The sequence below is a fragment of the Oenococcus oeni DSM 20252 = AWRIB129 genome (assembly GCF_000372485.1).
Classification (GTDB): Bacteria; Bacillota; Bacilli; order Lactobacillales; family Lactobacillaceae; genus Oenococcus; species Oenococcus oeni.
Window position 1 is genome coordinate 59,245 of sequence record NZ_AQVA01000002.1, and the last position, 26,299, is coordinate 85,543.

Genomic DNA, 26,299 nt, shown 5'->3' on the forward strand with positions numbered 1-26,299 from the left:
AAGTGCGTGAAGTTGGGTGGTACCACGTGAGAACGTCCCGATAATTCGAGGCGTTTTTTATTTTATCTAAGGAGCTTTATGAAGATTAAAGATACACTACATTTAGGACATACAAATTTTCCGATGCGGGGAAGTTTACCAAAAACCGAGCCCACGCGTGAGAAACAATGGGAAGACGATCACTTGTATGAAAAAAGGCTTGATTTAAACAAAAATAAAGCTCATTTCAACTTGCATGACGGACCGCCATATGCGAATGGAAATATTCATATCGGCCATGCAATGAACAAAATATCCAAGGATATCATTGTCCGTTATAAGAATATGACCGGTTATAATGCTCCTTACGTTCCCGGATGGGATACGCATGGTTTGCCAATCGAACAGCAATTAACAAAAGCCGGCTATGATCGAAAATCAATGTCGAAGGCTGATTGGCGTCGTTTGGCTCATGATTATGCCTTAAAACAGGTTGAGATGCAAAAACGCGATTTCAAACGGCTTGGTGTGCTTGGCGAGTGGGATAATCCTTATTTAACCTTGAATCCGGAATTTGAAGCAGCTCAGGTTCGTGTTTTTGGTGCAATGGCCGGTAAGGGATATATCTATCGGGGCTTAAAACCGGTTTACTGGTCTTGGAGTTCGGAATCGGCTTTGGCCGAGGCCGAGGTCGAATACCATGATTTGGAGTCGACATCACTTTTTTATGCTAATCGTGTCAAAGACGGTAAAGGGGTTTTGGATAATGATACCTATCTGGTTGTTTGGACAACTACGCCATTCACGATTACTGCCTCACGTGGGATTACAGTTGGGCCTAATTTTGATTATGTGCTGGTCAAGCCGAAGGGACAGACTAGTAAATATGTTGTTGCGAAGGCTCTGCTCGAAGAGAATGCTGCCAGGTTCGGCTGGAAAGAACCAGAAGTCCTGGCAACTTATAAAGGCATTGATCTTGATAAAATTACCGTTGAGCACCCTTGGGATAAAAACATTACAGAATTGGTTATGAACGCCGATCACGTTACTCTTGATTCTGGTACCGGACTGGTTCACACGGCTCCTGGTTTTGGTGAAGATGATTACAATGTCGGCATGAAATATGGCCTTCCGATTGATATGACAGTTGATTCAAAGGGTTATCTTATGAAAAGCGCCGGAAGTGATTTCGAGGGTAAATTCTATGATGATGTTGTTCCTTTGGTAATTGAGAAATTGAAAAAGGCCGGTTTATGGTTGGCAACTGAAAAGATTAAACATTCGTATCCTTTTGACTGGCGGACAAAAAAACCGATTATCTGGCGGGCCGTTCCTCAATGGTTCGTTTCAATCGAACCATTTAGAAAAGAAATTCTTGATCAGATAAAAGATGTTAAGTTTTATCCCGATTGGGGTGAAGTTCGTCTGTACAATATGATTAAAGATCGTGGCGATTGGGTTATTTCCCGTCAACGTGTCTGGGGTGTTCCATTACCGATTTTCTATGCAGAAGACGGTACACCGATTGTTGATGAAAAATTGATCGATCATGTTGCTGATTTGTTTGCCAAACATGGTTCAACTTATTGGTTCGAACACACAGCTAAAGAGCTTCTTCCAGATGGATATACTAACGAACACAGTCCGAATGGCAAATTCACAAAAGAAGAAGACATTATGGACGTTTGGTTTGATTCTGGTTCGAGTTGGTCGGGAGTGATGCAGGAAAGATCTTATCTCGATTATCCGGCTGATGTTTATTTGGAGGGGGCAGACCAGTTCCGTGGATGGTTTAATTCCAATATCATAACTTCAGTTGCTGTTAACGGAATTGCGCCTTACAAATCTGTGATTGCCCAGGGATTTGTTTTTGATGATAAGGGACAAAAGATGTCCAAATCCTTAGGAAATATTATTTCGCCAAATGATGTTGCCAATCAAATGGGCACAGAGATTGTCCGCCTTTGGGTTATGAGCATTGATTCCAGTCAGGATGTTCATGTTTCAAAAGATATTTTAAAACAGGTTTCCGAGTCATATCGCAAAATCCGTAACACAATGCGATTTTTGTTAGCGAATACCGAAGATTTCGATCCTAAGAAAAATTCAGTAGCTTTTTCCGACCGCGAGCCGATTGATAAATGGATGACAGCTGATTTCAATCAATTTATTAAAGACTGGCATGAAAAGATGGGTCGATATGATTTTTATGATTTGTTCAAACAATTAATTAACTTCGTCTCAAACGATCTCTCAGCCTTTTATTTAGATGTGGCAAAAGATATTGTTTATATCGATGAAGCAGATTCTTCTGAACGTCGTTCAATGCAGACCGTTTTTTATGAAATATCTGTTAAATTAACAAAATTATTGACTCCTTTTTTGCCCCACACTGCTGAAGAACTTTGGGAGAATCTAAAAGAGCCGGAAGCTTATGCATATTTGTCTGAGGCGCCGCGTTTTGAGAAATTGGCCGATGCTGATAATTTATTGAAAGATTGGGATTACTTCTTCAAATTCCGCGATCTTGTTAATAAAGAGCTGGAAAATGCCCGCGAAAAGACCTTAATTGGGAAAAATGCCGAGGCAGCTTTGCAGGTCACTCTAACCGAAAAGCAAATGGAAGTTTTCGACCATCTTCAACTTGATATCAGGAAGCTGTTAATGGTCAGTCAATTAAAAGAGACGAAAGGCCAGGAAACAAAGGTCGAAGTCACTCATGCTTCTGGTCAGGTTGATCCTCGTGATCGTCTTTACCATGATGATATTGGTGCCGATACAAAATTCCCGATGTTTTCCAAGAAAAATGCTGAAATTGTTGAACACGATTTCCCTGATTTAACTTCTGAACAATTGGAAGACTGATAAAAAATATTTTGAAACGGAAATTAATTTTTCCGTTTTTTTATTGCCTGAGTTTAATTTTATTTAAATCTCCTTTATAGTCCCCAAAAACACAAACACGAAATATTTTTTAAAATCTTAATTAAATTGCTATTAAAAACAGTAAAACACGAACGTTCGGGAATAGAAGGGCTGGATTTTTCCGTTTTTTATTGATACACTTAACGAGTATTTCGGAGGACAGATGTCAAACACGAAGATTGCTGTTGTAATGGGATCAGTTTCTGACTGGGAAACGATGAAAAATGCGGTCAATATTTTGAAGGATTTTGGAGTTGAGATTGAAAAACATGTTATTTCCGCACACAGAATGCCTGACCAACTGAGTGAATTTTCCAAAGGAGCTCGTCAACGAGGTCTGCAGATGATGATCGCTGGTGCTGGTGGTGCAGCTCATTTACCTGGCATGCTGGCTGCCAACACAACCCTTCCAGTAATTGGCGTTCCGATTCAATCGCATGCTTTAAATGGTTTGGATTCTCTTTTGTCGATTGTACAGATGCCGGCCGGGATTCCGGTTGCCACGACGGCGATCGGTAATTCCGGCGCTAAAAATGCAGCTTACTTGGCTTTATCGATTCTTAGCCTGCAAGACCAAGAAATTGAAAATAAATTAATCATGTTTCGTCGGGAGCAGACAAAAAAATCACTTGAAAGCGATGCACAGCTCAATGATTAAAAGAACGATTTTACCACCGGCAACAATCGGAATTATTGGTGGTGGACAATTGGGACAAATGATTTCACTGTCAGCTAAATCAATTGGTTATCATGTTGGTATTTTGGATCCTACTGAACAGTGTCCGGCCGGGCAGGTTTCTGATTTTCAGATCGTGGCCGGGTATGGTGATGAAGCGGCATTAACCGAGTTGGCTGAAAAATCGGATCTGCTGACTTATGAATTTGAAAATGTCGATCAAGATGTTTTGGCACGTGTTCAAAAAAGAACCGGGGTCCTAGTCCCTCAAGGTGTCAAATTGTTGACGGTGACTTCAAATCGAATCAACGAAAAAAATTTTCTTCGAACACACGGCTTGCCGACAACCGATTTTGCAAAAGTTGCTTCGCCCGCGGAACTCAAAGTAGCGGTAAAAGAGCTTGGCTTTCCAGCAATTTTAAAAACTGTTTCTGGCGGTTATGACGGTCACGGGCAGTGGGACATCAATTCGGAACAGGATGTTAAAAATATGCTTGAAAAATGGCCAAAAAATCTGCTAGCTATTTTAGAAAAAAGGGTTGATTTCGTTAAAGAAATTTCTGTCATGGTTTCTCGTGATAATTGTGATCAAGTTAAACTCTGGCCTATTACCGAGAATCAACATAAAAATCATATCCTGCATCTTTCCTATGCTCCTGCTTCTATTACAGATTCCGTAGTTCAATCGGTTAAAAAAGAAGTTAGCAAATTAGCAAACGAAATTAATTTGTACGGTGTTTTGGGAGTTGAAATGTTTCTTCGCCCTGATGGAAAAATTTTAATTAATGAATTGGCGCCAAGGCCGCATAATTCCGGTCATCTGACGATCGAAGGCTGCAATATATCACAATTTGAAGGTCATGTTCGTTCAATTTGCGGATTGCCGATTCAAGGCCCACTTCTAATAAAACCCGCTTTGATGCGAAACTTATTGGGCGACGATCTGGCTAAAGCTCGAAATGATCTTGTCAATCATCCTGAATGGTATTTCCACGATTATGGAAAAGCGGAAATTAGACCGCAAAGAAAAATGGGTCACATAACTGTTTTAGGCGATGAGGCAATTAAAAAGTTGAAAGTGTGGAATAAATGACTGAAAGTCTTTTATATTCTGGTAAAGCAAAAAATATGTTTCAAACTGACGATCCAGAGATCGTCCATATTCATTACAAAGATCAAGCGACTGCTTTGAATGGAAAAGTCAAAGAGAAAATCGAAGGAAAAGGACAATTAACTTCGCACATTTCGGCTTTGTTGTTTAACTACTTAACTGTTCAAGGAATCGAAAATCATTTTCAAAAAGAATTGGAAAACGGTGATGCTTTAGTTAGGAAAGTTAAAATTGTTCCCTTGGAGGTTGTAACTCGTAATTTTGCTGCCGGCCATTTCGCTTCGCGTTTCAATGTGCCGATGCACAAAGCTTTAAAGCCGGCTGTTCATGAATTTTATTTTAAATCGGATTCTTTGGATGACCCTTTTATTAATAACGAACAAATTCTAGCATTGGAAATTGCCGATAAAAAAACTATCAGCCAAACGAAAGAAGAAGCTGAGCTGATCAATCAAAAACTGATCAATCTGTTTGATCAAATCGGAATTACCTTAATCGATTTCAAAGTTGAATTTGGGTTCACTAGTCAGGGAAAACTCTTGCTTGCTGATGAACTTTCTCCGGACAATATGCGCTTGTTGGATAAAGAAAGTGGCAAATCGCTTGATAAAGATGTTTTTCGTCAAAAAATCGGTGATGTCAGAATTGGTTATCAAACCGTTTTGGATCGTTTGAATAACAAATTAATTGCAGGGGAAAATTAAAATGTTTTTAGCAAAGATCTACGTTACTTACAAGCCTTCAATTCTCGATCCACAGGGTGAAGTCATAAAATCGGCTCTTCATCGCCTTGATTATACAGACGTTAATTCGGTTATGCAGGGAAAATACTTCGAAATAAAACTTGAGGCAAAAGATCAAAGGACAGCGGCAAAAGAAATTGAGGAATTTTCTGACGAATTATTGATCAATGTCAATATGGAAACTTTCACTTATAAATTAAGCGAAATATCTTCGGTGGAGGAATAAAAATGAAGGCTGCAGTTCTTGATTTTCCCGGATCCAATTGCGATTTTGATATGTATTATGCATTGATTGATTTTGGGATTGACGCAAAAATAATCGATGCCCGCCAAAGTAATCTGGATGATTATGATGCCATCTTTTTACCGGGGGGATTCTCGTATGGAGATTACTTAAGAGCAGGAGCAATTGCTCGTTTTGCTCCGGCAATGGAAGCTGTTAAAAAAGCTGCTGATCAAGGTCGGTTTGTCGTTGGAATTTGTAATGGTTTTCAAATCTTGACTGAAGCCGGGCTTTTACCGGGAGCTTTGAGAATGAATGCCAAAGCAGGATTTATTTGTGATCAGGTTTTGCTGAATGTTGAAAACGACAATTCGCTTTTTACAAAGAACCTTTATCGACAACAACTTTTATTGCCAATCGCCCATGCCGGTGGCAATTATTATGCCGATCAAGAAACTTTGACAAAACTACATGCCAACCGACAGATAATTTTTACATACCAGGACAACCCGAACGGTTCAATTGACGATATTGCCGGAATTGTCAACGAGAAAGGAAATGTTTTTGGAGTGATGCCGCATCCGGAACGAGCCGTCGATCCATTACTTGGGAATATCGATGGTCGTCCGTTCTTTGAATCGATTCTACAGACAAGTGGGGTTTTAAATTAATGTCAATAGCTGCTAATCCACAACTTAAATCAGCAGAAGAGGTCAAATCAGAACGCATTTATGCACAGTGGGGTCTTACCGATCAAGAATTTAAAATAATTGAAAATGAAATGGGCCGTTTGCCGAATTATACCGAGACAGGTTTATTTTCGGCCATGTGGTCGGAGCATGCTTCTTATAAAAAATCCAAACCAATTCTGAAAACTTTTTGGTCAAAAAACGAACGTGTTTTGCAGGGACCCGGGGAAGGAGCTGGAATTCTCGATATTGGCGATGGCCAGGCAGTTGTTTTTAAAGCCGAAAGCCATAACCATCCTTCTCAAGTTGAACCTTACCAAGGAGCTGCGACTGGAGTCGGTGGTATTTTACGGGATATTTTTTCGATGGGTGCTCAACCAATTGCGGTTTTAGATTCGCTAAGATTTTCAGAGATTAAAAATGAACAGACCAAATCTTTAATCGATGGAGTAATTGACGGAATTGCCGGCTATGGAAATGCTATCGGTATTCCAACTGTTGGCGGCGATGTTGCTTTCGATGATGCCTACGAAGGTAATTTGCTCTGCAATGTTATGTCTATCGGTTTGCTTGATCATCAGGATACGATCAAGGTCGGGCAAGCACACGGAAAAGATAATTCGGTCATTTATGTTGGGGCCAAAACCGGACGCGATGGAATCAATGGTGCTACTTTTGCCTCAACTGAGTTTTCTTCCCAAGAAGAATCTCAACGTTCCGCTGTCCAGGTTGGCGATCCTTTCATGGAAAAACTAGTAATGGATGCGACTATTAAAGCCGTCAGAGAAATGCCGGAAGCAGTAATTGCGATTCAGGATATGGGCGCAGCCGGAATCTTGTCCTCTTCGTCTGAAATGGGTGAAAAAGGCGGTTCTGGAATTTGGCTTGATTTGGATAAAGTTCCGGTGCGAGAAAAAGGAATGATACCTTATGAATTGATGCTTTCCGAGTCACAGGAACGAATGTTGTTGGTCGTTGCTCAAGGCCGGGAAAAAGGAGTGATTGATCTTTATAGAGATGCCGGCCTGGATGCTGTAGTCATCGGTAAAGTGACCGATGACAGTCGTTATCGTTTATCTTTTCAGGGGGAAACAGTTGCTGATCTTGATATAAAACTGTTAACCAAAGCACCTTCTTACAAACTGCCAAGTAAGCTGCCGGTCCATATTAAAAAGGCCAGTCAACAACAATATCAACCAAAAATTTCTAACCCGCTTCAAATTATTATGCAAATTCTTTCTCAACCGACGATTTCATCGAAAAAGTTTTTTTATCGTCATTTCGATTCAATGGTAAGAACCGATACTGTCGTGAAACCGGGCGGTGATGCTGCCGTAATCAGAATTCGCGGAACAAAAAAAGCCTTGTCGCTGACAACTGATGTTAATGGGCGTTACGTTTACTTGGATCCATATCGTGGCGGGCAGATGGCAATCGCAGAAGCGGCCCGCAATGTTGTTTCGACCGGTGCTTTGCCAATTGGAATTACCGATTGTTTGAACTTTGGCAATCCGGATAATCAGGAAGTTTATTATGAATTGGAACAATCTGTCGCCGGCATAAATAATTTTGCCAAACAGCTGAATACCCCGGTTGTTTCCGGCAACGTATCGCTTTATAACGAAACCGACAATCGGGCCATTTATCCAACGCCGATGATCGGGATGGTCGGTTTGATCAGGGATAATCGCAAAATCACAACGATTAATTTCAAAAAGAATGGTGATCTGATTTATTTAATCGGATCTACCGGCAATGACTTTAATGGATCCGAGATTCAAAAGTTGCAGACGGGAAAAATCTCGGGAAAATTATTCGACTTTGATGCCGATGCTGAATTAAACAACCAAAAATTAATCTTAACAGCGATTGAGGCCGGCTTATTGAAATCCGCTCACGATCTAAGCGAGGGAGGACTGATTGTCGCTTTGCTTGAATCGGCTTTTGAAACAAGCTTTGCTTTTGATGCCAACCTGAAACTCGATGATGCACAGCTTTTTGCGGAAACGAATGGTCGTTTTATTGTCACAGTTGAGCCAGAAAAAGAACCGGTTTTTGAAAAAATGGCCGGTGATCAGGCTGAATTGATTGGTCGGGTAACTGACAGAAATCATTTTCAAATCAAAACGGATCAAAGCAGTTTTTCGATTGATAAAGAAGAAGCGACCAAAACCTGGAAAAATTCGATCGCGAATTTAATGGAGTAACGAGGATAAAATGACGGAATTGCAAACTGCAACAGATTTTCGTGGACTGAATGAAGAATGTGGTTTATTCGGCGTTTGGGGATTGCCGGAGGCTGCCCAAACAACTTTCTATGGTATGCATGCCTTACAGCACCGTGGCCAGGAGGGTGCTGGAATTGTTTCAAACGACAATGGTCGCCTTTGGCAGCACCGCGGTCTCGGCCTGCTATCGGACGTTTTCCGTAATCCGGAGAAAATTGCCAGTCTAAAAGGGAACTCGGCAATTGGTCACGTTCGTTATGCAACTGCTGGTACTCACGGAATTGAAAATATTCAACCTTATTTAGTTCATTTTAACGATTACCAAATCGCCCTTGCTCATAATGGCAACATTACAAATGCCTTGACTTTAAGAAAACAGCTCGAAGATATCGGGTCGATTTTTCAATCTTCATCGGATTCGGAAATTTTGCTGCATTTAATTCGTCGCTCTCATCAGAATTCAATGAAAGAAAAAATTGCTGAGTCTTTAAGACAACTTCACGGAGGCTTTGCTTTTCTTCTGTTGACTCCCGATGCTCTTTTCGCTGCTCTTGATCCGCATGGTTTTCGCCCTTTCTGTATTGGGAAATTGCCCGGCGGACAATATGTAGTTGCCTCTGAAACAGCTGCCTTGAATATGACTGATGCTGAATTTGTCCGCGATGTTCAACCGGGAGAATTGATCGCCATTAATGATCAAGGAATGCAAATCGATCATTATACAGATAATGTGACTTTAAACATTGATGCGATGGAATATATTTATTTCGCCAGACCTGATTCAACGATTTATGGAGTCAATGTTCATATCGCGCGTAAGCATATGGGCCGTTGTCTAGCTCGCGAACAGCCGGTTTCTGGGGCCGATATTGTTGTTGGGGTTCCCAATTCTTCTTTGTCAGCGGCCCAAGGTTATGCCGAGGAAGCTGGTTTGCCAAACGAAATGGGGCTGGTTAAAAATCAATATATCGCTCGAACCTTTATCCAGCCAAATCAAGATAAACGCGAGCGGGCAGTACGAATGAAACTTTCGGCCATCAAAGAAGTTGTTAATGGAAAATCAATCGTTTTGGTTGATGATTCGATCGTTCGTGGTACTACTTCTATGTATATTATTCGTATGTTGAAAGATGCCGGGGCTAAAGAGGTTCATGTTCGGATTGCTTCACCGGCTTTTAAGTATCCCTCCTTTTATGGCGTCGATATGCAAACAACAAACGAATTGATGGCCGCGAACCATAGTTTGGAAGAAATGACCGAAATGATTCAGGCTGACTCTCTGGCTTTCTTGTCTGTTCAAGGCCTTGTCGATTCGATTAATTTGAAGACACCATATAATGGCAATGGTCTCACAACTGCTTATTTTGATGGTCATTATCCTTCGCCAATCTATGATTATCAATCCTCTTTGCAGAACAAGGTTGATGCCGGACTGGTTAATTTCGATCCCGAACCGATTGCTGTTATGCCAGAAATATTTTCTGTTAGGAAAGGTATTTAAAATGGTTGACGCGTATTCTCTCGCCGGTGTCGATATTCAGGCCGGTAATCAGGCAGTCAAAAAAATGTCGACAGCTGTTAAATCGACTTATAACGACCAGGTTCTCGCCGGTGTTGGCGGTTTTGCTTCTCTTTTCAAGTTTCCGGGAGGATATAGTAAACCAGTTTTGGTTTCCGGAACAGATGGTGTCGGTTCGAAACTTTTATTGGCTCAAGCCGCTAATGAACACCAATCAATTGGTCAGGATTTAGTTGCAATGGTTGTAAACGATCTGTTGGCTCAAGGCGCTAAACCACTTTTTATGCTTGATTACATTGGTATTGACAAAGTTTCATCGGATAAAGTGGCCGAAATTGTTAGCGGAATTGCCAAAGCCTGTCGACAGTCAAAAATGGCTTTAATTGGCGGCGAAACGGCCGAACTTCCCGACATGTATTTTAAAGACGAATATGATCTAGCTGCTTTTGCAGTTGGTGTTGTCGAAGAAGATAAAATTTTAAATGGCAATCGACTTCAGGTTGGAGACACGCTGCTTGGAATAGCTTCAAATGGTCTGCATTCCAACGGTTACAGTTTGGTTAGAAATTTATTGCTCACTCGGGCAAAAAAGACTTGGAGTCAATTAGATGATTCTTTACAAAAGGAATTATTAAGACCCACTCGTATTTATGCAGCATCGCTGATTCCGCTCTTGAATAACAACAAAATCCATGCACTGTCGCATATTACCGGCGGCGGCCTTCTGGAAAATGTTCCGCGAATGTTGAGCAACCAAACAGCTGTCGAAATTAATTGGGGTAGTTGGCCGATTCCGGAAATTTTTCAGAGACTGCAGGAAACCGGTAAACTTTCTAACCACGAAATGCTGGAAACATTCAATTTGGGTATCGGAATGGTTGCCGCTGTTTCGGCTGACGAATCTGCTGAAATAATGAACCAACTTAAAAAAAGTGGTGAAAAAGTCTATCAAATCGGAAAAGTTGTTTCCCGAGCAAAGAGTCAGCAAATAATCAATTTTAACGGAAACGAACCATGGAAAGAAAAAGCATGAATCCGATTAGACTAGCCGTTTTTGCCTCCGGAAACGGAACGAATTTTACGGCTCTCGTTAATTATGCGAAAAAACAATTGCCGAACGTAGAAATCGTTCGTCTGATTGTTGATCATAAGTATGCTTTTGTTGTTCAGCGAGCAAAAAAACTTGAAATACCCTCGACTTATATTGATTATCGAAAGTTTAAAGACAAGGCCGCTGCCGAAACTGAAATTATTGGCCGCTTAAAAGAAGATCAGGTTAGTGGGATTCTGCTTGCCGGTTTTATGCGAATTATTGGTCCGGATTTATTATTGGCCTTTCCAAACAGAATTATCAACATTCATCCGGCTCTTTTACCAAGTTTTCCAGGTCGCCATGGAATTGAAGATGCATTTGAGTATGGTGTCAAAGTAACTGGGGTAACAATTCACTATGTTGATAATGGAGTCGACTCGGGGGAAATAATTGCTCAAGCCCCTGTGAGAATAAAAGAAAGCGACAATTTGGAAAGTTTGGAAAAAAGAATTCATCGATTGGAACACAGATTATATCCGCAAACGTTAAGGCAACTAATTAAAAAAGGAGTTTTCACAGTATGAAAAGAGCATTGCTAAGTGTGTCCGATAAAAGAGGCTTGATTGATTTTGCCAAGGGCCTGATTAAAAATAATTACGAAATAATTTCGACCGGTGGAACTTTAAAATTTTTGACGGAGGCTGGTGTTAAAGCGAAGGCCGTTGAAGAAATTACCGGTTTTCCCGAGATATTGAATGGAAGAGTAAAAACACTTCATCCAAAAATTCATGCCGCATTACTTGCCAAAAGAGAAAATTCCGAACATATGAAGACTTTGGAGGAACACCAGATTACGCCGATTGATTTACTGGCAGTTAATCTTTACCCTTTTAAGGAAACGATTGAAAAAAAGGATGTTTCCTATGACCAAGCAATTGAAAATATCGACATTGGCGGACCGTCGATGCTTCGTTCTGCCGCTAAAAATGCTCGAGATGTAATTGTTGTTGTCGATCCGGATGATTACGATTCAATATTAAAAGCAATTGCAAACGACGATCTTAGTCATGACTTTCGACGACATTTACAAGCAAAAACTTTTCGTCATACGGCAGCTTACGATGCCTTGATTGCCGATTATCTTTCCAAAGAAGAATATCCAGAAAAGTTAACGGTAACTTATGACAAAGACTTCGATTTGCGTTATGGTGAAAATCCTAATCAGACCGCAGCCGTTTATGCCGATGCCATTCCGAAAGCTTATTCGATTCTGCAGGCGAAAATTCTTCACGGCAAGAAGTTGAGTTACAACAATATTAAAGATGCCGATGCCGCTTTAAGGACGATTGCCGATTTTCAAGATCAACCGACAGTTGTGACCTTAAAGCACATGAACCCGGCTGGGATTGGCCAGGCAATCACAATTGAAAAGGCCTGGGACAAAGCTTTTTATGCTGACGATATTTCTATTTTCGGTGGAATAGTTGTTTTAAACCGGGAAGTCGATTTAGCCACTGCACAAAAAATGCACACAATTTTTCTTGAAATTATCATTGCACCAGGTTTTAGCGAGGAAGCTTATCAAATTTTGGCAAAAAAGAAAAACTTACGTTTATTGACCGTAGCTATGACCAACACATTACCAAAAGAACTGGAGCTTACTTCAGTTCTCGGCGGAGCAGTTGTTCAAGAAATGGATAGATTAGTTGAAAACGCTGCTGATTTTGAGGTCGTTTCATCTGCTAAACCGACCGATGAGCAGTTGGAAGCCTTGGTATTTGCTCAAAAAGCCGTTAAACATGTTAAATCGAATGCGATTTTAATTGCTGCACAAGGTCAAACATTGGGCATTGGTGCCGGTCAGCCAAATCGAATCGATTCGGTTAAAATTGCCTTCAAACATGCAGAAGCCAAAAAGAATTTTGATCAGGCCGTTTTGGCTTCGGATGCTTTTTTTCCAATGGACGATTCGGTCGAATTTGCCGCTGAGCATGGAATTAAAGCGATCGTTGAACCAGGTGGATCGATCAAGGACAAAGATTCGATTGCGATGGCAGATAAACTTGGCGTGGTTTTGGTTTTCTCACATAATCGTCATTTTAGACATTAAGGATGATGGAAAATGGCTAAGGTTTTAATTATTGGTGCTGGTGCGCGTGAACACATTTTGGCAAAGACTTTCTTTAAAAGCCCTCAAGTCGATCAGGTTTTTGTTGCTCCCGGCAACGAGGGGATGATTGAAGAACGAATTAAGATTGTCCCGATTAATATCGATGATCTTAAAGGGATGGTTGATTTTGCAAAAAAAGAAAATATCGATCTGACTTTTGTTGGCAGTGAGGAACCTTTGGTTCTCGGAATTGTTGATGAATTCAAGAAAGCCGGCCTAAAGATTTTCGGACCGAATAAAACTGCAGCCCAACTCGAAGGATACAAATCATTTGCGAAATCGATTTTAAAAGAAGCGAATGTTCCAACGGCTGCTTTTTCGATAGTTCGATCTTTATCAGAAGCACGGAGAGCTCTTGTTAAACACGATTTTCCAGTTGTCTTCAAACTTGACGGATTGGCTGCCGGAAAAGGTGTTTCGGTTATTTCTTCTTGTAAGCAGGCGGAAGATTATATAGTAAATTTATATAAAAATAATTCAAATACGAAATTGTTGATTGAAGAATTTATGCAGGGTCCCGAATTCTCACTCTTCAGCTTGGTCGGCAAAAATAATACAGTTGTTCATACACCAATTGCTCAGGATCACAAACGCCGTTTTGATGGCGACAAGGGTCCAAATACTGGTGGAATGGGGGCCTACAGTCCGGTTGCTCAAATATCTTTCGCGATTATCGAAAAAGTGATTAAATCGATTGTCGAACCAGTCTTAAAAGTAATGCAGGATAAAGGCAATCCTTTCACCGGTGTTTTGTATACCGGATTGATGCTGACTAAAAGTGGCCCTAAGGTTATCGAGTTTAATGTTCGCTTTGGCGATCCTGAGGCGCAAGTTGTTCTGCCACAATTAAAAGGTGATTTTTATCAAATGATTATCGATCTGATGGATGGCCGAAAACCCTTGATCGAATGGCAAAAAAAAGAAATTTATTTGGCTGTTGTGATTGCTGCCCCCGGCTATCCTGATAATGTTGATAAGGGATTTTCAGTTCCGTTATTAGATGATTTGCCGTCGGATTTACAAATTGATTATGCTGCAGTTAAAAAAGATGGCCATAATTTGATATCTAGTGGTGGTCGGGTGGCCACGATTGTCGGTCATGCAAAAAAAATTCAATTAGCACAAAAAGATGTTTATTCCTATTTGGATCGAAGCAATTTACAACTTGCCTATCGTCACGACATTGCCAATCAACTAGCAAAATTTGAAAGAGATAATCAATAAAAATCATTAATTTATTCCAATCTGTTTTCGTCGGAAATAGGCTTGCATTTAAACTTATTTCTGGTAAGGTAAATAGCAACCAAGCAGGTATATCGTCGGATAATGGCTGACAGTTTCTACCCAACACCAATGTTGGACTATCTGTGGATGTCTTTTTGGCGTCTGCAGCGACTTCTTGAAGCTTTCTGCGGATGCCTTTTTGTATAGATAAAGACGAGGATAAATATGACAGATTTTTCAAATAAATACACTAAACTCGGTTTGACTTTTGACGATGTTTTGCTCATTCCGGCCAAGTCGGAAGTTACTCCTGATCAGGTACAACTGGGAACCGATTTAACGCCAAGCCTGCATTTGAATATTCCGATTTTAAGTGCAGCAATGGATACAGTGACCGAAAGTCCAATGGCAATTCAATTGGCTTTGAACGGCGGCTTGGGTGTTATCCACAAAAATATGCTCTTGACCGAGCAAGCTAAAGAAGTATCCAAGGTTAAACAAGCTGTAATTGATTTTGATAAATATCCGGACGCGGCTACCGATGAATATGGAAGACTAATTGTTGCTGCTGGTGTCGGTGTAACCAACGATACCCTTGACCGGGTTAAGGATTTAGTCGAAGCCGGCGCCGATGCAATTATTGTTGATTCTGCCCATGGACATTCAGAAGGCGTATTAAGAAAAATCAGAGAAATTCGTGAAACATATCCTACCTTAAATATTATTGGTGGCAATATCGCTACCGGAGCTGGCGCTCAGGCTATTTTCGAGGCTGGAGCGGATGTTGCCAAAGTCGGCATTGGCCCCGGATCGATTTGCACAACCCGGGTGGTTGCTGGTGTCGGTGTTCCCCAAATTACAGCAATTACTGATGCTGCCGAAGTCGCTTCCAAGTATAAAAAAACAATCATTGCCGATGGCGGCGCTAAGTGGTCTGGAGATATTGTCAAAGCAATTGCGGCTGGCGGAAACGCCGTGATGCTCGGTTCAATGCTAGCCGGTACTCAAGAAGCACCTGGCGAAGTGATTGTCGGCGAGGACGGCAACAAATATAAGACCTATCGCGGCATGGGCTCAATGGCCGCGATGCAAAACGGTTCCAAAGATCGTTATTTCCAAGGTGAAGTCAAAGAGGTCAATAAATTGGTCCCTGAAGGAATTGAAGCTGTGACTGCTTATAAGGGAACAGTCGACCATGTTATTTTTGAAGATTTGGGCGGTTTGAGGGCCGGAATGGGTTATACCGGATCAGCTACTATTAAGGATTTAATTGAAAACGCTCAATTCGTCAGAATTACTAATGCTGGTTTGGTTGAATCTCATCCTCATGATGTTCATATAACCAAGCAAGCTCCAAATTATGTTCGCGTATGATAATGTTCGTGTTCTAATCGCATATAGTAAAACACGTCGAGGACAACGACGTGTTTTTATTAATATTTAGGAACTTAGGAGAATTTCATGGCGGGAATTGTCGTAGTTGGCTCCCAATGGGGAGACGAAGGAAAAGGTAAAATTGTTGATTTATTGTGTCAAACAGCTGATGTAGTCGTTAGATATCAAGGCGGTGACAATGCCGGACATACAGTCTATCATCAAAACGAGAAATTTGAGTTGTCTTCTTTGCCGGTTGCAATCATTAATCCAAATCATTTAGCAGTAATCGGTAATGGAGAAGTGGTTAATCCAAAGGCTCTTTTACTGGAAATGAAAATGTTAAGGGAACGTGGTCTTGATATATCCGGATTAAGAATTTCCGATCGGGCTCACGTTATCATGCCTTACCATATTGCTCTGGATGCACTTTGTGAGCAGGCTAGTGGCGGAAGAATTGGTACTACCAAAAAAGGAATCGGACCGACTTATGCGGATAAAATCAATCGTCGAGGAATTCGGATGGTTGATTTAGTTGATCCAAAATCTTTTGCTGAAGTATTAAAAGAATTTTTACCCGAAAAAAATAATGAAATTACCAAATTATATGGTGGCCAGGCTTTTGATTTTCAAACGATTTACGATGAATATGTCGAATATGGTCGCCAGTTGGAAAAATATGTGACCGATACAACTGTTTTACTTGATAAATTATCTCAGGAAGGCAAACGGATTATTTTCGAGGGAGCTCAGGGAATCATGCTTGATATCGATCATGGAACTTATCCATACGTGACTTCCTCAAATCCAGTCGGTGGAGGTGCGGCCGTTGGCAGCGGAACCGGACCAAATAAAATCAATCAGGTTGTTGGCGTTGTTAAAGCCTATACTTCACGAGTTGGGGAGGGTCCTTTCCCAACCGAATTGAAAAATGAAATCGGTGATAAAATTCGCGAAACTGGACATGAATACGGTGTGATCACCAAGCGCCCGCGTCGAATCGGTTGGCTTGACGCAGTGGCCTTACGACATTCTGTTTTGGTTGCTGGAATTACACAATTATCAATCAATTCGCTGGATGTTTTATCTGGATTGAAAGAGATTAAAATCGCGACAGCCTATAAGGTCGACGGTCGGACCTTGGATCATTTTCCTGCTAACTTGAGAATCCTGGAAAATGCTGTTCCGGTTTATGAAACGATTCCCGGCTGGTCTGAAGATATAAGCGAAGTTCAGCGCCGCCAGGATTTGCCTGTTAACGCTCAGAATTATTTGAATCGGATTGAGGACTTGTTAAAAACACCAATCTTGGCTTTTGCCGTTGGACCGCATGCCGAACAAACTCATTTGCTGAAAGACCCTTGGTCGGAAGATAAAGAGGTTTTGCATACAATATGATTGATCGCTATACGAAAGCTGAAATGGGTGCGATTTGGGAACTGAAAAATCAGTACCAAACTTGGTTGGAAGTCGAAATAGCCGTTGATCAGGCTTGGGCAAATTTTGGTAAAATTCCCCAAGCCGATGTTGATGCAATTAAAAATAAGGCAACTTTTGATGTCGATCGAATTGCCGAAATCGAAGCAAGGACACATCATGATGTCGTTGCTTTTACTCGCGATGTTTCCGAATCGCTTGGACCGGAAAAACGTTGGATCCATTTTGGCCTGACTTCGACCGACGTTGTTGATACGGCTCAGGGCCTTCGCTTGAAACAAGCCAACAAAATTATTAAAAATGATCTAATTGCTTACTTGGACCAGATTAAAGAAATGGTACTTAAATATAAGACTACTGTCATGATGGGAAGAACACATGGCGTTCATGCCGAACCAACAAGCTTTGGCCTGGTTTTGGCTCGTTACTACGAAGAAACCAAACGGAATATCGAGCGTTTTGATCGAGCTTCAAAAGCAGTTGAGACTGGTAAACTTTCTGGGGCTGTCGGCACCTTTGCCAACGTCCCGATGGAAGTCGAAGAGGACGCTATGAAACAGCTTGGGCTAACGGCCCAGCCAATTGGATCACAAGTTTTGCCTCGTGATCTTCATGCTGATTATATTAATTGCATCGCTTTGATTGCGACCGGCATTGAAAATTTTGCTACAGAGATTCGTGGTCTCCAGCGTTCCGAAATACATGAAGTCGAGGAAAATTTCGCGGCTGGTCAGAAAGGTTCTTCGGCGATGCCACATAAAAGAAATCCAATTGGATCGGAGAACATGACCGGTCTGGCGAGAGTTATTCGCGGGCATATGGAAACAGCTATGGAAAACATTACTTTGTGGCACGAAAGGGATATTTCCCATTCTTCGGCTGAACGGATAATCCTTCCCGATACGACGATTTTAATTGATTATATGCTTCAGCGTTTTACAAATATTTTAAAGGGCCTGGCTGTTTTTCCGGAAACAATGAAAAATAATATGAAAAAAACCTACGGTTTGATTTATTCTCAGCGCTTGCTTTTGAAATTAATCAATGCAGGGATGAGTAGAGAAAAATCTTACGATACTGTTCAGCCGTTAACCGCTCGTTCCTGGGACGAACATCTCATGTTTAAGGATTTGGTAGAAAAGGATCCACTGATTAGTTCAAAACTCAGTCAAGCGGAAATTGATGATGCTTTTGATTATCGATATCATTTAAGAAATGTTGATAAAATTTATGCACGACTGGGATTGGAGGAAGCATGAACGCATTAGTTAGTCATCCTGCCATTAAAGGTGTTTTGGCTACGGAAACCGATATCTCGGCAGTTGTTCAACGGATTGCCGACCAGTTGGATGCCAAGTTTTCTCAATCGAGCCAGCGGCCTCTGTTTATTTCAGTATTAAAGGGGGCGGCAATTTTTACGACCGACCTGCTGAGAAAAATGACTCTGGATGTGGATCTGGATTATATTGACGTTAAATCTTATAATCATGCACAATCAACCGGCAATATCCGTGTTACACATGATGTCGATACAGATTTGACTGATCGAGACGTTGTGATTGTTGACGAGATTGTGGACACGGGTCGGACGATGAAATGGCTGACAGATTACTTTAAATTAAAGGGTGCTAGGTCAATTACGACGGTTGTTTTAACGGATAAAAAAGACGCCCGAATTTTAGATGTCGAGATCGATTTTACCGGTATTCAGGTTCCTAATGAATTTTTGGTTGGCTATGGTATGGATTACAACAGTTATTTTCGTAATCTTCCCGTGATTGCAGTTATTGATACAAATAAATTGGATACGATTAAATAAAATGATAGAACTTGAAAAAAAATATGATAAGATCCTTGTCCTTGATTACGGTAGCCAATATAATCAGCTGATTACTCGCCGAATTCGCGAGTTTGGTGTTTTTTCAGAACTGAAATCAAGAAAAATGACAATTGATGAAATTAAGGATTATGTTCCAAAAGCAATAATTCTTTCCGGGGGGCCAAAATCAGTTTATGCCGATGACGCTTTTACGATTGATCCGGAAATTTTTAGATTGGGAATCCCGATTCTTGGTGTTTGTTACGGCATGCAGTTAATGGCTTATGTTTTGCCTGGCGGAAAGGTTCTTCCTAATGATGGCAACGGCGAATTTGGTCAGGCTGCTCTGCATTTTGATGAAAATTCGCTTTTGTTTGCTAATACGCCGGAAGGACAGAAAGTACTGATGAGCCACGGAGACTCGGTTGAAGCGGTACCGGAAGGTTTTGTCGTTGCGGCTAAGACGGATAAAACAAAAATTGCCGCTATTGCCGATGACGATAAGAAACTTTACGGTGCCCAGTTTCATGCCGAGACGACCTTATCCGAGTATGGGAATCAAATTTTAAAGAATTTTGTTTTTAAAATCGCCCAATGCCAAGCAAATTGGCAAATGAAAGATTTTATCAATGACCAAATTGAGAAGATCCGCACTGAAGTCGGCAATAAAAAAGTTCTTTTAGGTCTCTCAGGTGGAGTCGACTCTTCCGTAGTGGCTGTTTTACTTCACAAGGCAATTGGCCGGCAATTGACCTGCATTTTTGTAGATCATGGTTTATTGAGAAAAAATGAGGCCAAACTGGTAATGGAATCATTAGCCGGTAAATTTGGCTTAAACATTATAAAAGTCGATGCTCAAAAACGTTTTTTGGATAAATTAGAGGGAATCAGCGAACCTGAGCAAAAACGGAAAATTATTGGCAAAGAGTTTATCGAAACCTTTAATGATGAAGCGAAAAAGCTGGATGGGATTGATTTTTTGGCGCAGGGAACTCTTTATACGGATGTAATTGAATCCGGAACCGATACTGCCCAAACAATTAAGTCGCATCACAACGTTGGCGGTTTGCCAAAAGAAATGCATTTTAAATTAATCGAACCCCTGCGTACTCTGTTTAAAGACGAGGCCCGTAAACTTGGCGAAGAAATGCAAATGCCACATGCTTTGGTCTGGCGTCAACCATTTCCCGGCCCAGGATTGGCAATTCGAATTTTAGGCGAAATTACAGAAGAAAAGTTGGCTGTTGTGCGTGATTCCGATGCGATTTTGCGCGATGAGATTGCCAAAGCCGGTTTAGAAGATTCAGTTTGGCAATACTTTACGATTTTGACCGGTCTGCGCTCGGTCGGTGTCATGGGCGATGGTCGGACTTATGACTGGACAATTGCGATTCGGGCAATTACTTCCGTCGATGGCATGACAGCTGATTTTGCCAAACTGCCATGGGATCTGCTGGGCAAAATTTCTGAACGCATTGTCAACGAAGTTGGTCACATCAACCGCGTAGTCTACGACATCACGAGCAAGCCGCCGGCAACGATCGAATGGGAATAAATTAAATAGATTGTTTAGGTAGACTTAAGGCTTTTTAGGGGGATTTGAGAGTATTTGGGGACCTTTAAAAAAGTAAAATGATCGATTAGAATACATGGCTGTTTGCCAAATTTTTTTTGCATTTTATATTCACACGTATGTGATGAAGAAATAGGCGTTTAAATGGATATTATTGCAACATCGAGCAGGTGATTCCCGATTTGTTTATATATGCAAATTCAAAGAATTGCTATAGGGAAATCAATTTTTTCGACTATTTATTATCACAGACCTATATTTCGATTAATTACAACAAAACATGAAGAAAAGAATAAAAATGCAAAAATTTCGGGAAAAAATATTGGTAATTTTTTCATATGTATATTTGTGTGAAGGACATGGATAGAGCAATAAATTTCTATGAATTATTGCTGGATCAAAAGGTAAGCGAGAGATATTCTGTTTTAGCATTTTCAATTTCTAACATAATAGACTTTGTCTGTTTAATCCCCCAAAAGTAATCGAGAGACATATTTGGGGTAATAATTGTTTACCGAGTTTTCAAGTTAACAAAATGGAATTATTGCTGAAACGGATTGATGAGTTGAGCGTTCCTATCGGATTTCTTTTGACGAAAGTTTGGTCTTATAGTTTAAAGATAGCGAAGGGGATGTATTGCAAACAGATGAATTGTTTTTTTGGTCTCTTTTTGGATAATAATATATTTTTTTAATGATAAAGGGTTAATCGTTTAACATTTTTGCCTTGAAATCGGGTAAAATAATTCTTGTTATTTTTTTGTCCTTGGGGGAAATATGGTCGCAAAAAGTAAATTACTAGGATCTGTGGAGGCCGGCGGCACGAAGTTTGTTTGTGCCGTAGCCGATAGCAATTTTAATATCGTTGATCAAATAAAATTCAAGACATCTAATCCACACGATACCTTGCTGCAGACGATTAATTTTTTTCAAAAATTTGAAGTATCTGCGATCGGTGTTGGTTCCTTTGGACCAATCGGAATCAAAGAAGGCTATGACGATTATGGTTTTATTACGAAAACGCCAAAAGTCGGCTGGTCTGATTTCGATTTCATCGGAACCTTGAAGACAGCAATTAATGTACCGATCTTTTTTACAACTGATGTCAATTCTTCGGTCTATGGAGAATATCAGTTCGGAACTGTTAAAAAGGACCAGACACTGGTTTATTTTACTCTCGGCACCGGCGTTGGTGTCGGTGTCATCCAGAGCGGCCTATTCGTCGGCGGACGTTCTCATCCGGAAATGGGACATATCATTTTGCGTAAACATCCCGATGATACAAATTTTGCCGGAGTTTGTCGTTTTCACGGTGATTGCCTTGAGGGACTTGCTTCTGGGCCTTCTTTAGAAGCAAGAACAGGAGTCCGCTGGCTCTTTTTGCCTTGCAAAAAGCCGAAAATATCAATCTTTGATCGAACATCTTTTGATTTAATCGAGATTAATGTCTATTAAATTGCTTCTTTTTAAGGCTAAAATATTATAAACGTTCGAGTTTTGCTGTTTTTATCTTCAAAAAATTGTATTCTATTTTGTATGAAGCGAATTTTTATCATTAGACACGGGCGAACTGAATGGAATTTAGAAGAGAGATTTCAGGGAGCTAATGGGGATTCGCCGCTTCTAGAATCAAGCAAAAAGGATTGCAGGGATTTGGCCGCTTTTCTCGACCATTTTTCATTTTCGGCTGTTTATACGAGCCCGATTAAACGAGCTAGAAGAACGGCTGAGATAACATTGGCCGATTCAAAGAAACATTCCAAAGAAAGAATCATCGATGATGAAAATTTCCGCGAGCTTGCTTTTGGCGATTGGGAGGGTTTGACGAAAAAACAGGTTGTTAACAAGCATCCCGAGCTTTTCGCCAAATTAATCGCCAGAGAAGATGATCCACGTTTTTTACATTTTGGCGTTGAAAATTTTTCCAAGGCAAGGGAACGTTTTAAAACAGGAATTATTCACCGCATTAAAGAAATTAACGATGATGAAAATCTTTTGATTTTTTCTCACGGATCTATTATTCAGCTCGGAATTAAAGCATTAACTGGAAATGAAAATATTTCTTCGTTAAAAAATACCTCGACTTCGATTTTGCAGACGACAGATGATGAGCATTTCACGATTGAAAGCTATGACGAAGTCGGTTATTTGAAGGAAATTAATACCAAGGGAAATACAACACTTATTTGAGGAGAAATATGTTTCAGTTAGAAAAGTATCACACGAATGTCAAAAGAGAAGTCATTGCCGGTTTTACGACTTTTCTATCAATGGTTTATATTTTCTTTTTAAACCCACAGATCTTAGGACAAACCGGTATGCCGAAAAAGGGCGTTTTTTTGGCTTCGATTATCGTTTCGACGATCGGAACATTATTTATGGGATTGTTTGCCAATGTTCCTTTTGCCTTGGCTCCTGGAATTGGCATGCAGGCCTATTTCACCTACACAATCGTTTTTGGTTTTCATTTTAAATGGCAGCAGGCTCTGGCAATCGTTTTTTTGGTTGGGACTTTTGATTTAATTATTACTCTGACGCATGGAAGACGGGCGATTGTTAAAGCGATTCCCGTGGAGCTAAAAGCCGCAATTGCCGGCGGGATTGGCTTGTTTGTTACTTATATCGGCTTAAAGAATGCCGGATTTATCAATTTCATTATCGATAAAACCGATGTTATTTCCGGCTGGGGAACATCTTCGATGATTGGCAATGGCAGCGTTACACCCGAGATGGCCAATTTCAATCAGACTCCGGTAATCCTGGCACTAATCGGTTTGTTGATTCTGATCGTTTTGTGTTTGCGGAAAGTTCCCGGCGCTTTTTTGATTTCAATGATCTTAACAACATTGATCGGTATCCCAATGGGGGTCACTAATACGGATATCTCTTGGGGACAATCACTTTCGGAAACTTTTTCTGAGTTTTCAAAAGTCTTTCTGGCTTCGTTCTCCAATCAAGGTATGCCAACTCTTTTCACTAATTGGCACGCTTTCTTGTTAACGCTTGCGACTGTCTTTGCGATGGGTTTGACCGGATTATTCGATGCGATCGGAACTCTACTTGGAATCGGCGAACAGACACAGATTTTTACAAAAGAAGATCAGCGCGAGTTTGCTGAAAATCGTGCTGGTTTCAAAACTCGAATGGATCGCGCTCTGTTGGCTGATACTGTGACGACCACCAGCGCTGGGCTACTGGGTACTTCCAATACAACGACTTTTATTGAATCTGCTTCTGGAATTGCCGCCGGCGGGAGAACTGGCTTGTCCAATCTCGTAACAGCAGCAGCATTTTTGCTGACAATTTTCTTTGCTCCTTTTGTCTCTGTAATTCCAAATGCCGCTACAGCGCCGATTTTAATTTTGGTCGGTATTTCAATGATGGGCGAATTCAAAAAAATTGAATGGGGCGATCTTGAAATTGCTATTCCATCGTTCTTTACTTCTGTATTTATGGCCTTGTCTTATTCGATTTCTTATGGAATTGCTGCCGGATTCATCTTTTATATTTTTGTAAAAATAATCAAAGGAAAGTTCAAACAGATTAATCCGGTTGTTTTGATCATTAGTCTGATGTTTTTGGTAAACTTCATTCTAATTGCCTTTAGATTTGCTGATTAAAAAAAGTATGAATTTGTTAATAAATATGACAGAATATCAGTATGTGTTACCTTTATGATGTTTAATCAATTACAAAAGATTTGATTAAAATAGGAGTAAAAATGCTGACAGAAAAAAGTCCAATCCACGTAAATTCAGAAATTGGCAGATTGAAGACGGTTATACTTCATCGGCCCGGGAAAGAAATCGAGAATTTGACGCCTGATACAATGGGACCTTTGTTGTTTGATGATATTCCTTATTTATTGCTTGCCCAAAAAGAACATGATAATTTTGCTGATACCTTGCGAAAAAAAGGTGTTGAAGTTTTGTATCTTGAAAAGTTGGTTGTTCAAGCTTTGGAAACAGATGAACAGGTTAAAGCTTTTTTTATTGATAAAATGATTGCCGAATCTGGTTTTAAAAGTGGGACGATACATGACCAATTACAAAAATTTTTAGTTGACCTACCAACTAATGAGATGGTCGATAAAATTATGGCCGGCGTTCGTTTCGATGAAATCGAGTTTTCCTCAAAAGATTTGCAAAATTTTTCATTCGATCAGACGAGACCTTTTCTCATGGCACCAATGCCTAATCTTTATTTCACTCGCGATCCATCGGCTTCGATTGGCGATGGTTTAACGATCAACCGAATGACCTTCAAAGCTCGTCGACGGGAATCAATGTTCACCGAACTGGTTATTAATCATCATCCACGTTTTGCAAATAAAAATATCAACGTGTGGCGCGATCGTAATCACGTTGCCAGACTTGAAGGCGGCGATGAATTGGTTCTTTCCGATCATGTGTTGGCGATTGGTCTTTCGCAAAGAACTAGTTCCGAAGCAATCAAGGATGTTGCGAAAAATTTATTTGCCGGATCGAATTACGATACCGTAATCGCGATTCAGATTCCTCAAACTCATGCGACGATGCATTTGGATACGGTTTTTACAATGGTAAATTTTGATCAATTTACTGTTCACCCGATGATTCTCAACAACAAGGGAGAACTGCCGATTCTTGTGATGCATAAGGATAAACAGAATCAGATTAAAATCGAATCTTCCAATAATCTTAAAACAGTTCTTAAAGAACAGCTCGGTTTGAACGAACTTGATCTGATCTCAACCGGTGATGGTGATCCGATAATTTCCGCCCGTGAGCAATGGAATGACGGATCGAATACTTTGGCAATCGCCCCTGGATCAGTTGTGACTTATGATCGTAATTATGTTTCAAACGAAGCTTTGCGTAAGCATGGTATTCAGGTTTCCGAGGTCCCTTCTAGTGAAATTTCTCGTGGGCGTGGCGGCCCGCGTTGTATGAGTATGCCGATCTATCGCGAAGATATTGAAAATTAAAGTATTTAAAAAGATTGCATTTAATAATTAATGCAATCTTTTTAAATTAATTGTTATTTTTTTCAGGAGATTCCCAAAGAAATTCTCGCGAGCCGGGAAATCCGATTCGGGTCCCAGACGATCGTCGGGTCGATTTGTACCAAAACGTTAGTAAAATCACTATATGTCATAATCGCATCTTCGACGATTGTCTGCAATTCGGCAGTTAAAGGACATCCGAGCAGTGTCAAAGCCATTAAAACATGTAGTTGCCGTTTCTTGTCTTTCTTGACGATCTGCAAACTGTAAATCAAGCCAAGATCCTGGACGCTCACTCCCATTTCCGGGTCAATCGCCTGTTTTAAAGCTTCTATAACTGAGGAAAACTCCGCTTCTGTCAAGGATTCGTCAACATTTTCAACTTGTGTATTTTTATTCAAAGCTTGTCACCAGCCTCCTAATAAGTTTAATAAAAGTTTAATAAATTCTCACTTAAAAATAATTTTTTTCAACGGCTTCAGATTAGCATGATTCAAGCAAAACATCTATCTTTTCCCTTCAAAAAAACTAACTCTAAGGCATTTTTTTAGATTGAACCTTGCCCAATAATCCGTTATTATTGGCGTTAATCA

Annotated in this window: 23 protein-coding genes and 1 riboswitch; of the genes, 22 read left to right on the plus strand and 1 reads right to left on the minus strand. The window is 40.5% G+C overall.

Annotation, left to right across the window (positions count from 1 at the left end):
- The first annotated feature begins 78 nt into the window (after window positions 1-78).
- From ileS to arcA, 22 genes are all read left to right on the plus strand, one after another.
- Entirely contained in the window at window positions 79-2,844 is a 2,766-nt protein-coding gene (gene ileS, locus A3G9_RS0102050; RefSeq protein WP_002821353.1) for an isoleucine--tRNA ligase, read from the plus strand.
- A 223-nt stretch (window positions 2,845-3,067) separates the two neighbouring features.
- Window positions 3,068-3,562: a 5-(carboxyamino)imidazole ribonucleotide mutase gene (gene purE, locus A3G9_RS0102055; protein WP_002818982.1), complete on the plus strand. Its 495-nt coding sequence runs from the start codon at window positions 3,068-3,070 to the stop codon at window positions 3,560-3,562.
- The gene (gene purK / locus A3G9_RS0102060; RefSeq protein WP_002818980.1) at window positions 3,555-4,673 is read left to right on the plus strand and encodes a 5-(carboxyamino)imidazole ribonucleotide synthase; all 1,119 of its coding nucleotides are present in this window, start codon (window positions 3,555-3,557) and stop codon (window positions 4,671-4,673) included. Before purE ends, purK begins: the two co-directional genes overlap by 8 nt.
- Window positions 4,670-5,395 carry a phosphoribosylaminoimidazolesuccinocarboxamide synthase gene (gene purC / locus A3G9_RS0102065; RefSeq protein WP_002821352.1) on the plus strand — a complete coding sequence of 242 codons (726 nt, stop codon included), beginning with the start codon at window positions 4,670-4,672 and terminating at the stop codon, window positions 5,393-5,395. The genes purK and purC overlap by 4 nt, the downstream gene beginning before the upstream one ends.
- A gap of 1 nt (window position 5,396) precedes the next feature.
- Window positions 5,397-5,660: a phosphoribosylformylglycinamidine synthase subunit PurS gene (gene purS, locus A3G9_RS0102070; RefSeq protein ID WP_002821351.1), complete on the plus strand. Its 264-nt coding sequence runs from the start codon at window positions 5,397-5,399 to the stop codon at window positions 5,658-5,660.
- A 2-nt stretch (window positions 5,661-5,662) separates the two neighbouring features.
- A complete protein-coding gene (gene purQ / locus A3G9_RS0102075; RefSeq protein ID WP_002821350.1) occupies window positions 5,663-6,328 on the plus strand; it encodes a phosphoribosylformylglycinamidine synthase subunit PurQ in 666 nt (221 codons plus the stop codon).
- Window positions 6,328-8,553, plus strand: coding sequence for a phosphoribosylformylglycinamidine synthase subunit PurL (purL, locus tag A3G9_RS0102080; RefSeq protein WP_002821349.1), 2,226 nt, complete (start codon window positions 6,328-6,330; stop codon window positions 8,551-8,553). The genes purQ and purL overlap by 1 nt, the downstream gene beginning before the upstream one ends.
- Window positions 8,554-8,563: 10 nt before the next feature.
- Window positions 8,564-10,075 carry an amidophosphoribosyltransferase gene (gene purF, locus A3G9_RS0102085; protein ID WP_002821348.1) on the plus strand — a complete coding sequence of 504 codons (1,512 nt, stop codon included), beginning with the start codon at window positions 8,564-8,566 and terminating at the stop codon, window positions 10,073-10,075.
- Window position 10,076: 1 nt separating this feature from the next.
- Window positions 10,077-11,126, plus strand: coding sequence for a phosphoribosylformylglycinamidine cyclo-ligase (purM, locus tag A3G9_RS0102090; RefSeq protein ID WP_002821347.1), 1,050 nt, complete (start codon window positions 10,077-10,079; stop codon window positions 11,124-11,126).
- On the plus strand, window positions 11,123-11,710 hold the full coding sequence (purN, locus tag A3G9_RS0102095; RefSeq protein ID WP_002821346.1) for a phosphoribosylglycinamide formyltransferase: 588 nt from the start codon (window positions 11,123-11,125) through the stop codon (window positions 11,708-11,710). The genes purM and purN overlap by 4 nt, the downstream gene beginning before the upstream one ends.
- The gene (gene purH / locus A3G9_RS0102100; RefSeq protein WP_002821345.1) at window positions 11,707-13,236 is read left to right on the plus strand and encodes a bifunctional phosphoribosylaminoimidazolecarboxamide formyltransferase/IMP cyclohydrolase; all 1,530 of its coding nucleotides are present in this window, start codon (window positions 11,707-11,709) and stop codon (window positions 13,234-13,236) included. Before purN ends, purH begins: the two co-directional genes overlap by 4 nt.
- A 12-nt stretch (window positions 13,237-13,248) precedes the next feature.
- A complete protein-coding gene (gene purD / locus A3G9_RS0102105; RefSeq protein WP_002821343.1) occupies window positions 13,249-14,520 on the plus strand; it encodes a phosphoribosylamine--glycine ligase in 1,272 nt (423 codons plus the stop codon).
- Between the two features lie 65 nt (window positions 14,521-14,585).
- Window positions 14,586-14,680, plus strand: a riboswitch (purine riboswitch).
- A 65-nt stretch (window positions 14,681-14,745) separates the two neighbouring features.
- Window positions 14,746-15,894, plus strand: coding sequence for an IMP dehydrogenase (gene guaB / locus A3G9_RS0102110; RefSeq protein WP_002821342.1), 1,149 nt, complete (start codon window positions 14,746-14,748; stop codon window positions 15,892-15,894).
- Window positions 15,895-15,981: 87 nt separating this feature from the next.
- Window positions 15,982-17,292 carry an adenylosuccinate synthase gene (locus A3G9_RS0102115; RefSeq protein WP_002821340.1) on the plus strand — a complete coding sequence of 437 codons (1,311 nt, stop codon included), beginning with the start codon at window positions 15,982-15,984 and terminating at the stop codon, window positions 17,290-17,292.
- Window positions 17,289-18,590: an adenylosuccinate lyase gene (gene purB, locus A3G9_RS0102120; protein WP_002821338.1), complete on the plus strand. Its 1,302-nt coding sequence runs from the start codon at window positions 17,289-17,291 to the stop codon at window positions 18,588-18,590. The genes A3G9_RS0102115 and purB overlap by 4 nt, the downstream gene beginning before the upstream one ends.
- Window positions 18,587-19,150, plus strand: coding sequence for a hypoxanthine phosphoribosyltransferase (gene hpt / locus A3G9_RS0102125; RefSeq protein ID WP_002817151.1), 564 nt, complete (start codon window positions 18,587-18,589; stop codon window positions 19,148-19,150). The genes purB and hpt overlap by 4 nt, the downstream gene beginning before the upstream one ends.
- 1 nt (window position 19,151) lies before the next feature.
- Entirely contained in the window at window positions 19,152-20,705 is a 1,554-nt protein-coding gene (gene guaA, locus A3G9_RS0102130) for a glutamine-hydrolyzing GMP synthase (RefSeq protein WP_002818955.1), read from the plus strand.
- A gap of 356 nt (window positions 20,706-21,061) precedes the next feature.
- Entirely contained in the window at window positions 21,062-21,205 is a 144-nt protein-coding gene (locus tag A3G9_RS1000000110740) for a VOC family protein (RefSeq protein WP_369324016.1), read from the plus strand.
- Window positions 21,206-21,499: 294 nt separating this feature from the next.
- Window positions 21,500-22,177, plus strand: a complete 678-nt coding sequence (locus A3G9_RS01000000109390) for an ROK family protein (RefSeq protein ID WP_018025214.1) — start codon at window positions 21,500-21,502, stop codon at window positions 22,175-22,177.
- 81 nt (window positions 22,178-22,258) lie between these two features.
- Window positions 22,259-22,912: a histidine phosphatase family protein gene (locus A3G9_RS0102140; RefSeq protein ID WP_002818949.1), complete on the plus strand. Its 654-nt coding sequence runs from the start codon at window positions 22,259-22,261 to the stop codon at window positions 22,910-22,912.
- 8 nt (window positions 22,913-22,920) lie between these two features.
- Window positions 22,921-24,342: an NCS2 family permease gene (locus tag A3G9_RS0102145; protein WP_002818948.1), complete on the plus strand. Its 1,422-nt coding sequence runs from the start codon at window positions 22,921-22,923 to the stop codon at window positions 24,340-24,342.
- A gap of 101 nt (window positions 24,343-24,443) precedes the next feature.
- On the plus strand, window positions 24,444-25,688 hold the full coding sequence (gene arcA, locus A3G9_RS0102150; protein WP_002821337.1) for an arginine deiminase: 1,245 nt from the start codon (window positions 24,444-24,446) through the stop codon (window positions 25,686-25,688).
- A 62-nt stretch (window positions 25,689-25,750) separates the two neighbouring features.
- Here arcA and A3G9_RS0102155 read toward each other — a convergent pair whose 3' ends face one another.
- The gene (locus A3G9_RS0102155; protein ID WP_002821336.1) at window positions 25,751-26,107 is read right to left on the minus strand and encodes a metal-sulfur cluster assembly factor; all 357 of its coding nucleotides are present in this window, start codon (window positions 26,105-26,107) and stop codon (window positions 25,751-25,753) included.
- Window positions 26,108-26,299: the final 192 nt, after the last annotated feature.

Excerpts from the sequence above, each read along its gene's own strand:
- ileS (WP_002821353.1), top strand. The coding sequence starts at position 79 with ATGAAGATTAAAGATACACTACATTTAGGACATACAAATTTTCCGATG.
- purE (WP_002818982.1), top strand. The coding sequence starts at position 3,068 with ATGTCAAACACGAAGATTGCTGTTGTAATGGGATCAGTTTCTGACTGG.
- purK (WP_002818980.1), top strand. The coding sequence starts at position 3,555 with ATGATTAAAAGAACGATTTTACCACCGGCAACAATCGGAATTATTGGT.
- purC (WP_002821352.1), top strand. The coding sequence starts at position 4,670 with ATGACTGAAAGTCTTTTATATTCTGGTAAAGCAAAAAATATGTTTCAA.
- purS (WP_002821351.1), top strand. The coding sequence starts at position 5,397 with ATGTTTTTAGCAAAGATCTACGTTACTTACAAGCCTTCAATTCTCGAT.
- purQ (WP_002821350.1), top strand. The coding sequence starts at position 5,663 with ATGAAGGCTGCAGTTCTTGATTTTCCCGGATCCAATTGCGATTTTGAT.
- purL (WP_002821349.1), top strand. The coding sequence starts at position 6,328 with ATGTCAATAGCTGCTAATCCACAACTTAAATCAGCAGAAGAGGTCAAA.
- purF (WP_002821348.1), top strand. The coding sequence starts at position 8,564 with ATGACGGAATTGCAAACTGCAACAGATTTTCGTGGACTGAATGAAGAA.
- purM (WP_002821347.1), top strand. The coding sequence starts at position 10,077 with ATGGTTGACGCGTATTCTCTCGCCGGTGTCGATATTCAGGCCGGTAAT.
- purN (WP_002821346.1), top strand. The coding sequence starts at position 11,123 with ATGAATCCGATTAGACTAGCCGTTTTTGCCTCCGGAAACGGAACGAAT.
- purH (WP_002821345.1), top strand. The coding sequence starts at position 11,707 with ATGAAAAGAGCATTGCTAAGTGTGTCCGATAAAAGAGGCTTGATTGAT.
- purD (WP_002821343.1), top strand. The coding sequence starts at position 13,249 with ATGGCTAAGGTTTTAATTATTGGTGCTGGTGCGCGTGAACACATTTTG.
- guaB (WP_002821342.1), top strand. The coding sequence starts at position 14,746 with ATGACAGATTTTTCAAATAAATACACTAAACTCGGTTTGACTTTTGAC.
- A3G9_RS0102115 (WP_002821340.1), top strand. The coding sequence starts at position 15,982 with ATGGCGGGAATTGTCGTAGTTGGCTCCCAATGGGGAGACGAAGGAAAA.
- purB (WP_002821338.1), top strand. The coding sequence starts at position 17,289 with ATGATTGATCGCTATACGAAAGCTGAAATGGGTGCGATTTGGGAACTG.
- hpt (WP_002817151.1), top strand. The coding sequence starts at position 18,587 with ATGAACGCATTAGTTAGTCATCCTGCCATTAAAGGTGTTTTGGCTACG.
- guaA (WP_002818955.1), top strand. The coding sequence starts at position 19,152 with ATGATAGAACTTGAAAAAAAATATGATAAGATCCTTGTCCTTGATTAC.
- A3G9_RS1000000110740 (WP_369324016.1), top strand. The coding sequence starts at position 21,062 with ATGTATATTTGTGTGAAGGACATGGATAGAGCAATAAATTTCTATGAA.
- A3G9_RS01000000109390 (WP_018025214.1), top strand. The coding sequence starts at position 21,500 with ATGGTCGCAAAAAGTAAATTACTAGGATCTGTGGAGGCCGGCGGCACG.
- A3G9_RS0102140 (WP_002818949.1), top strand. The coding sequence starts at position 22,259 with ATGAAGCGAATTTTTATCATTAGACACGGGCGAACTGAATGGAATTTA.
- A3G9_RS0102145 (WP_002818948.1), top strand. The coding sequence starts at position 22,921 with ATGTTTCAGTTAGAAAAGTATCACACGAATGTCAAAAGAGAAGTCATT.
- arcA (WP_002821337.1), top strand. The coding sequence starts at position 24,444 with ATGCTGACAGAAAAAAGTCCAATCCACGTAAATTCAGAAATTGGCAGA.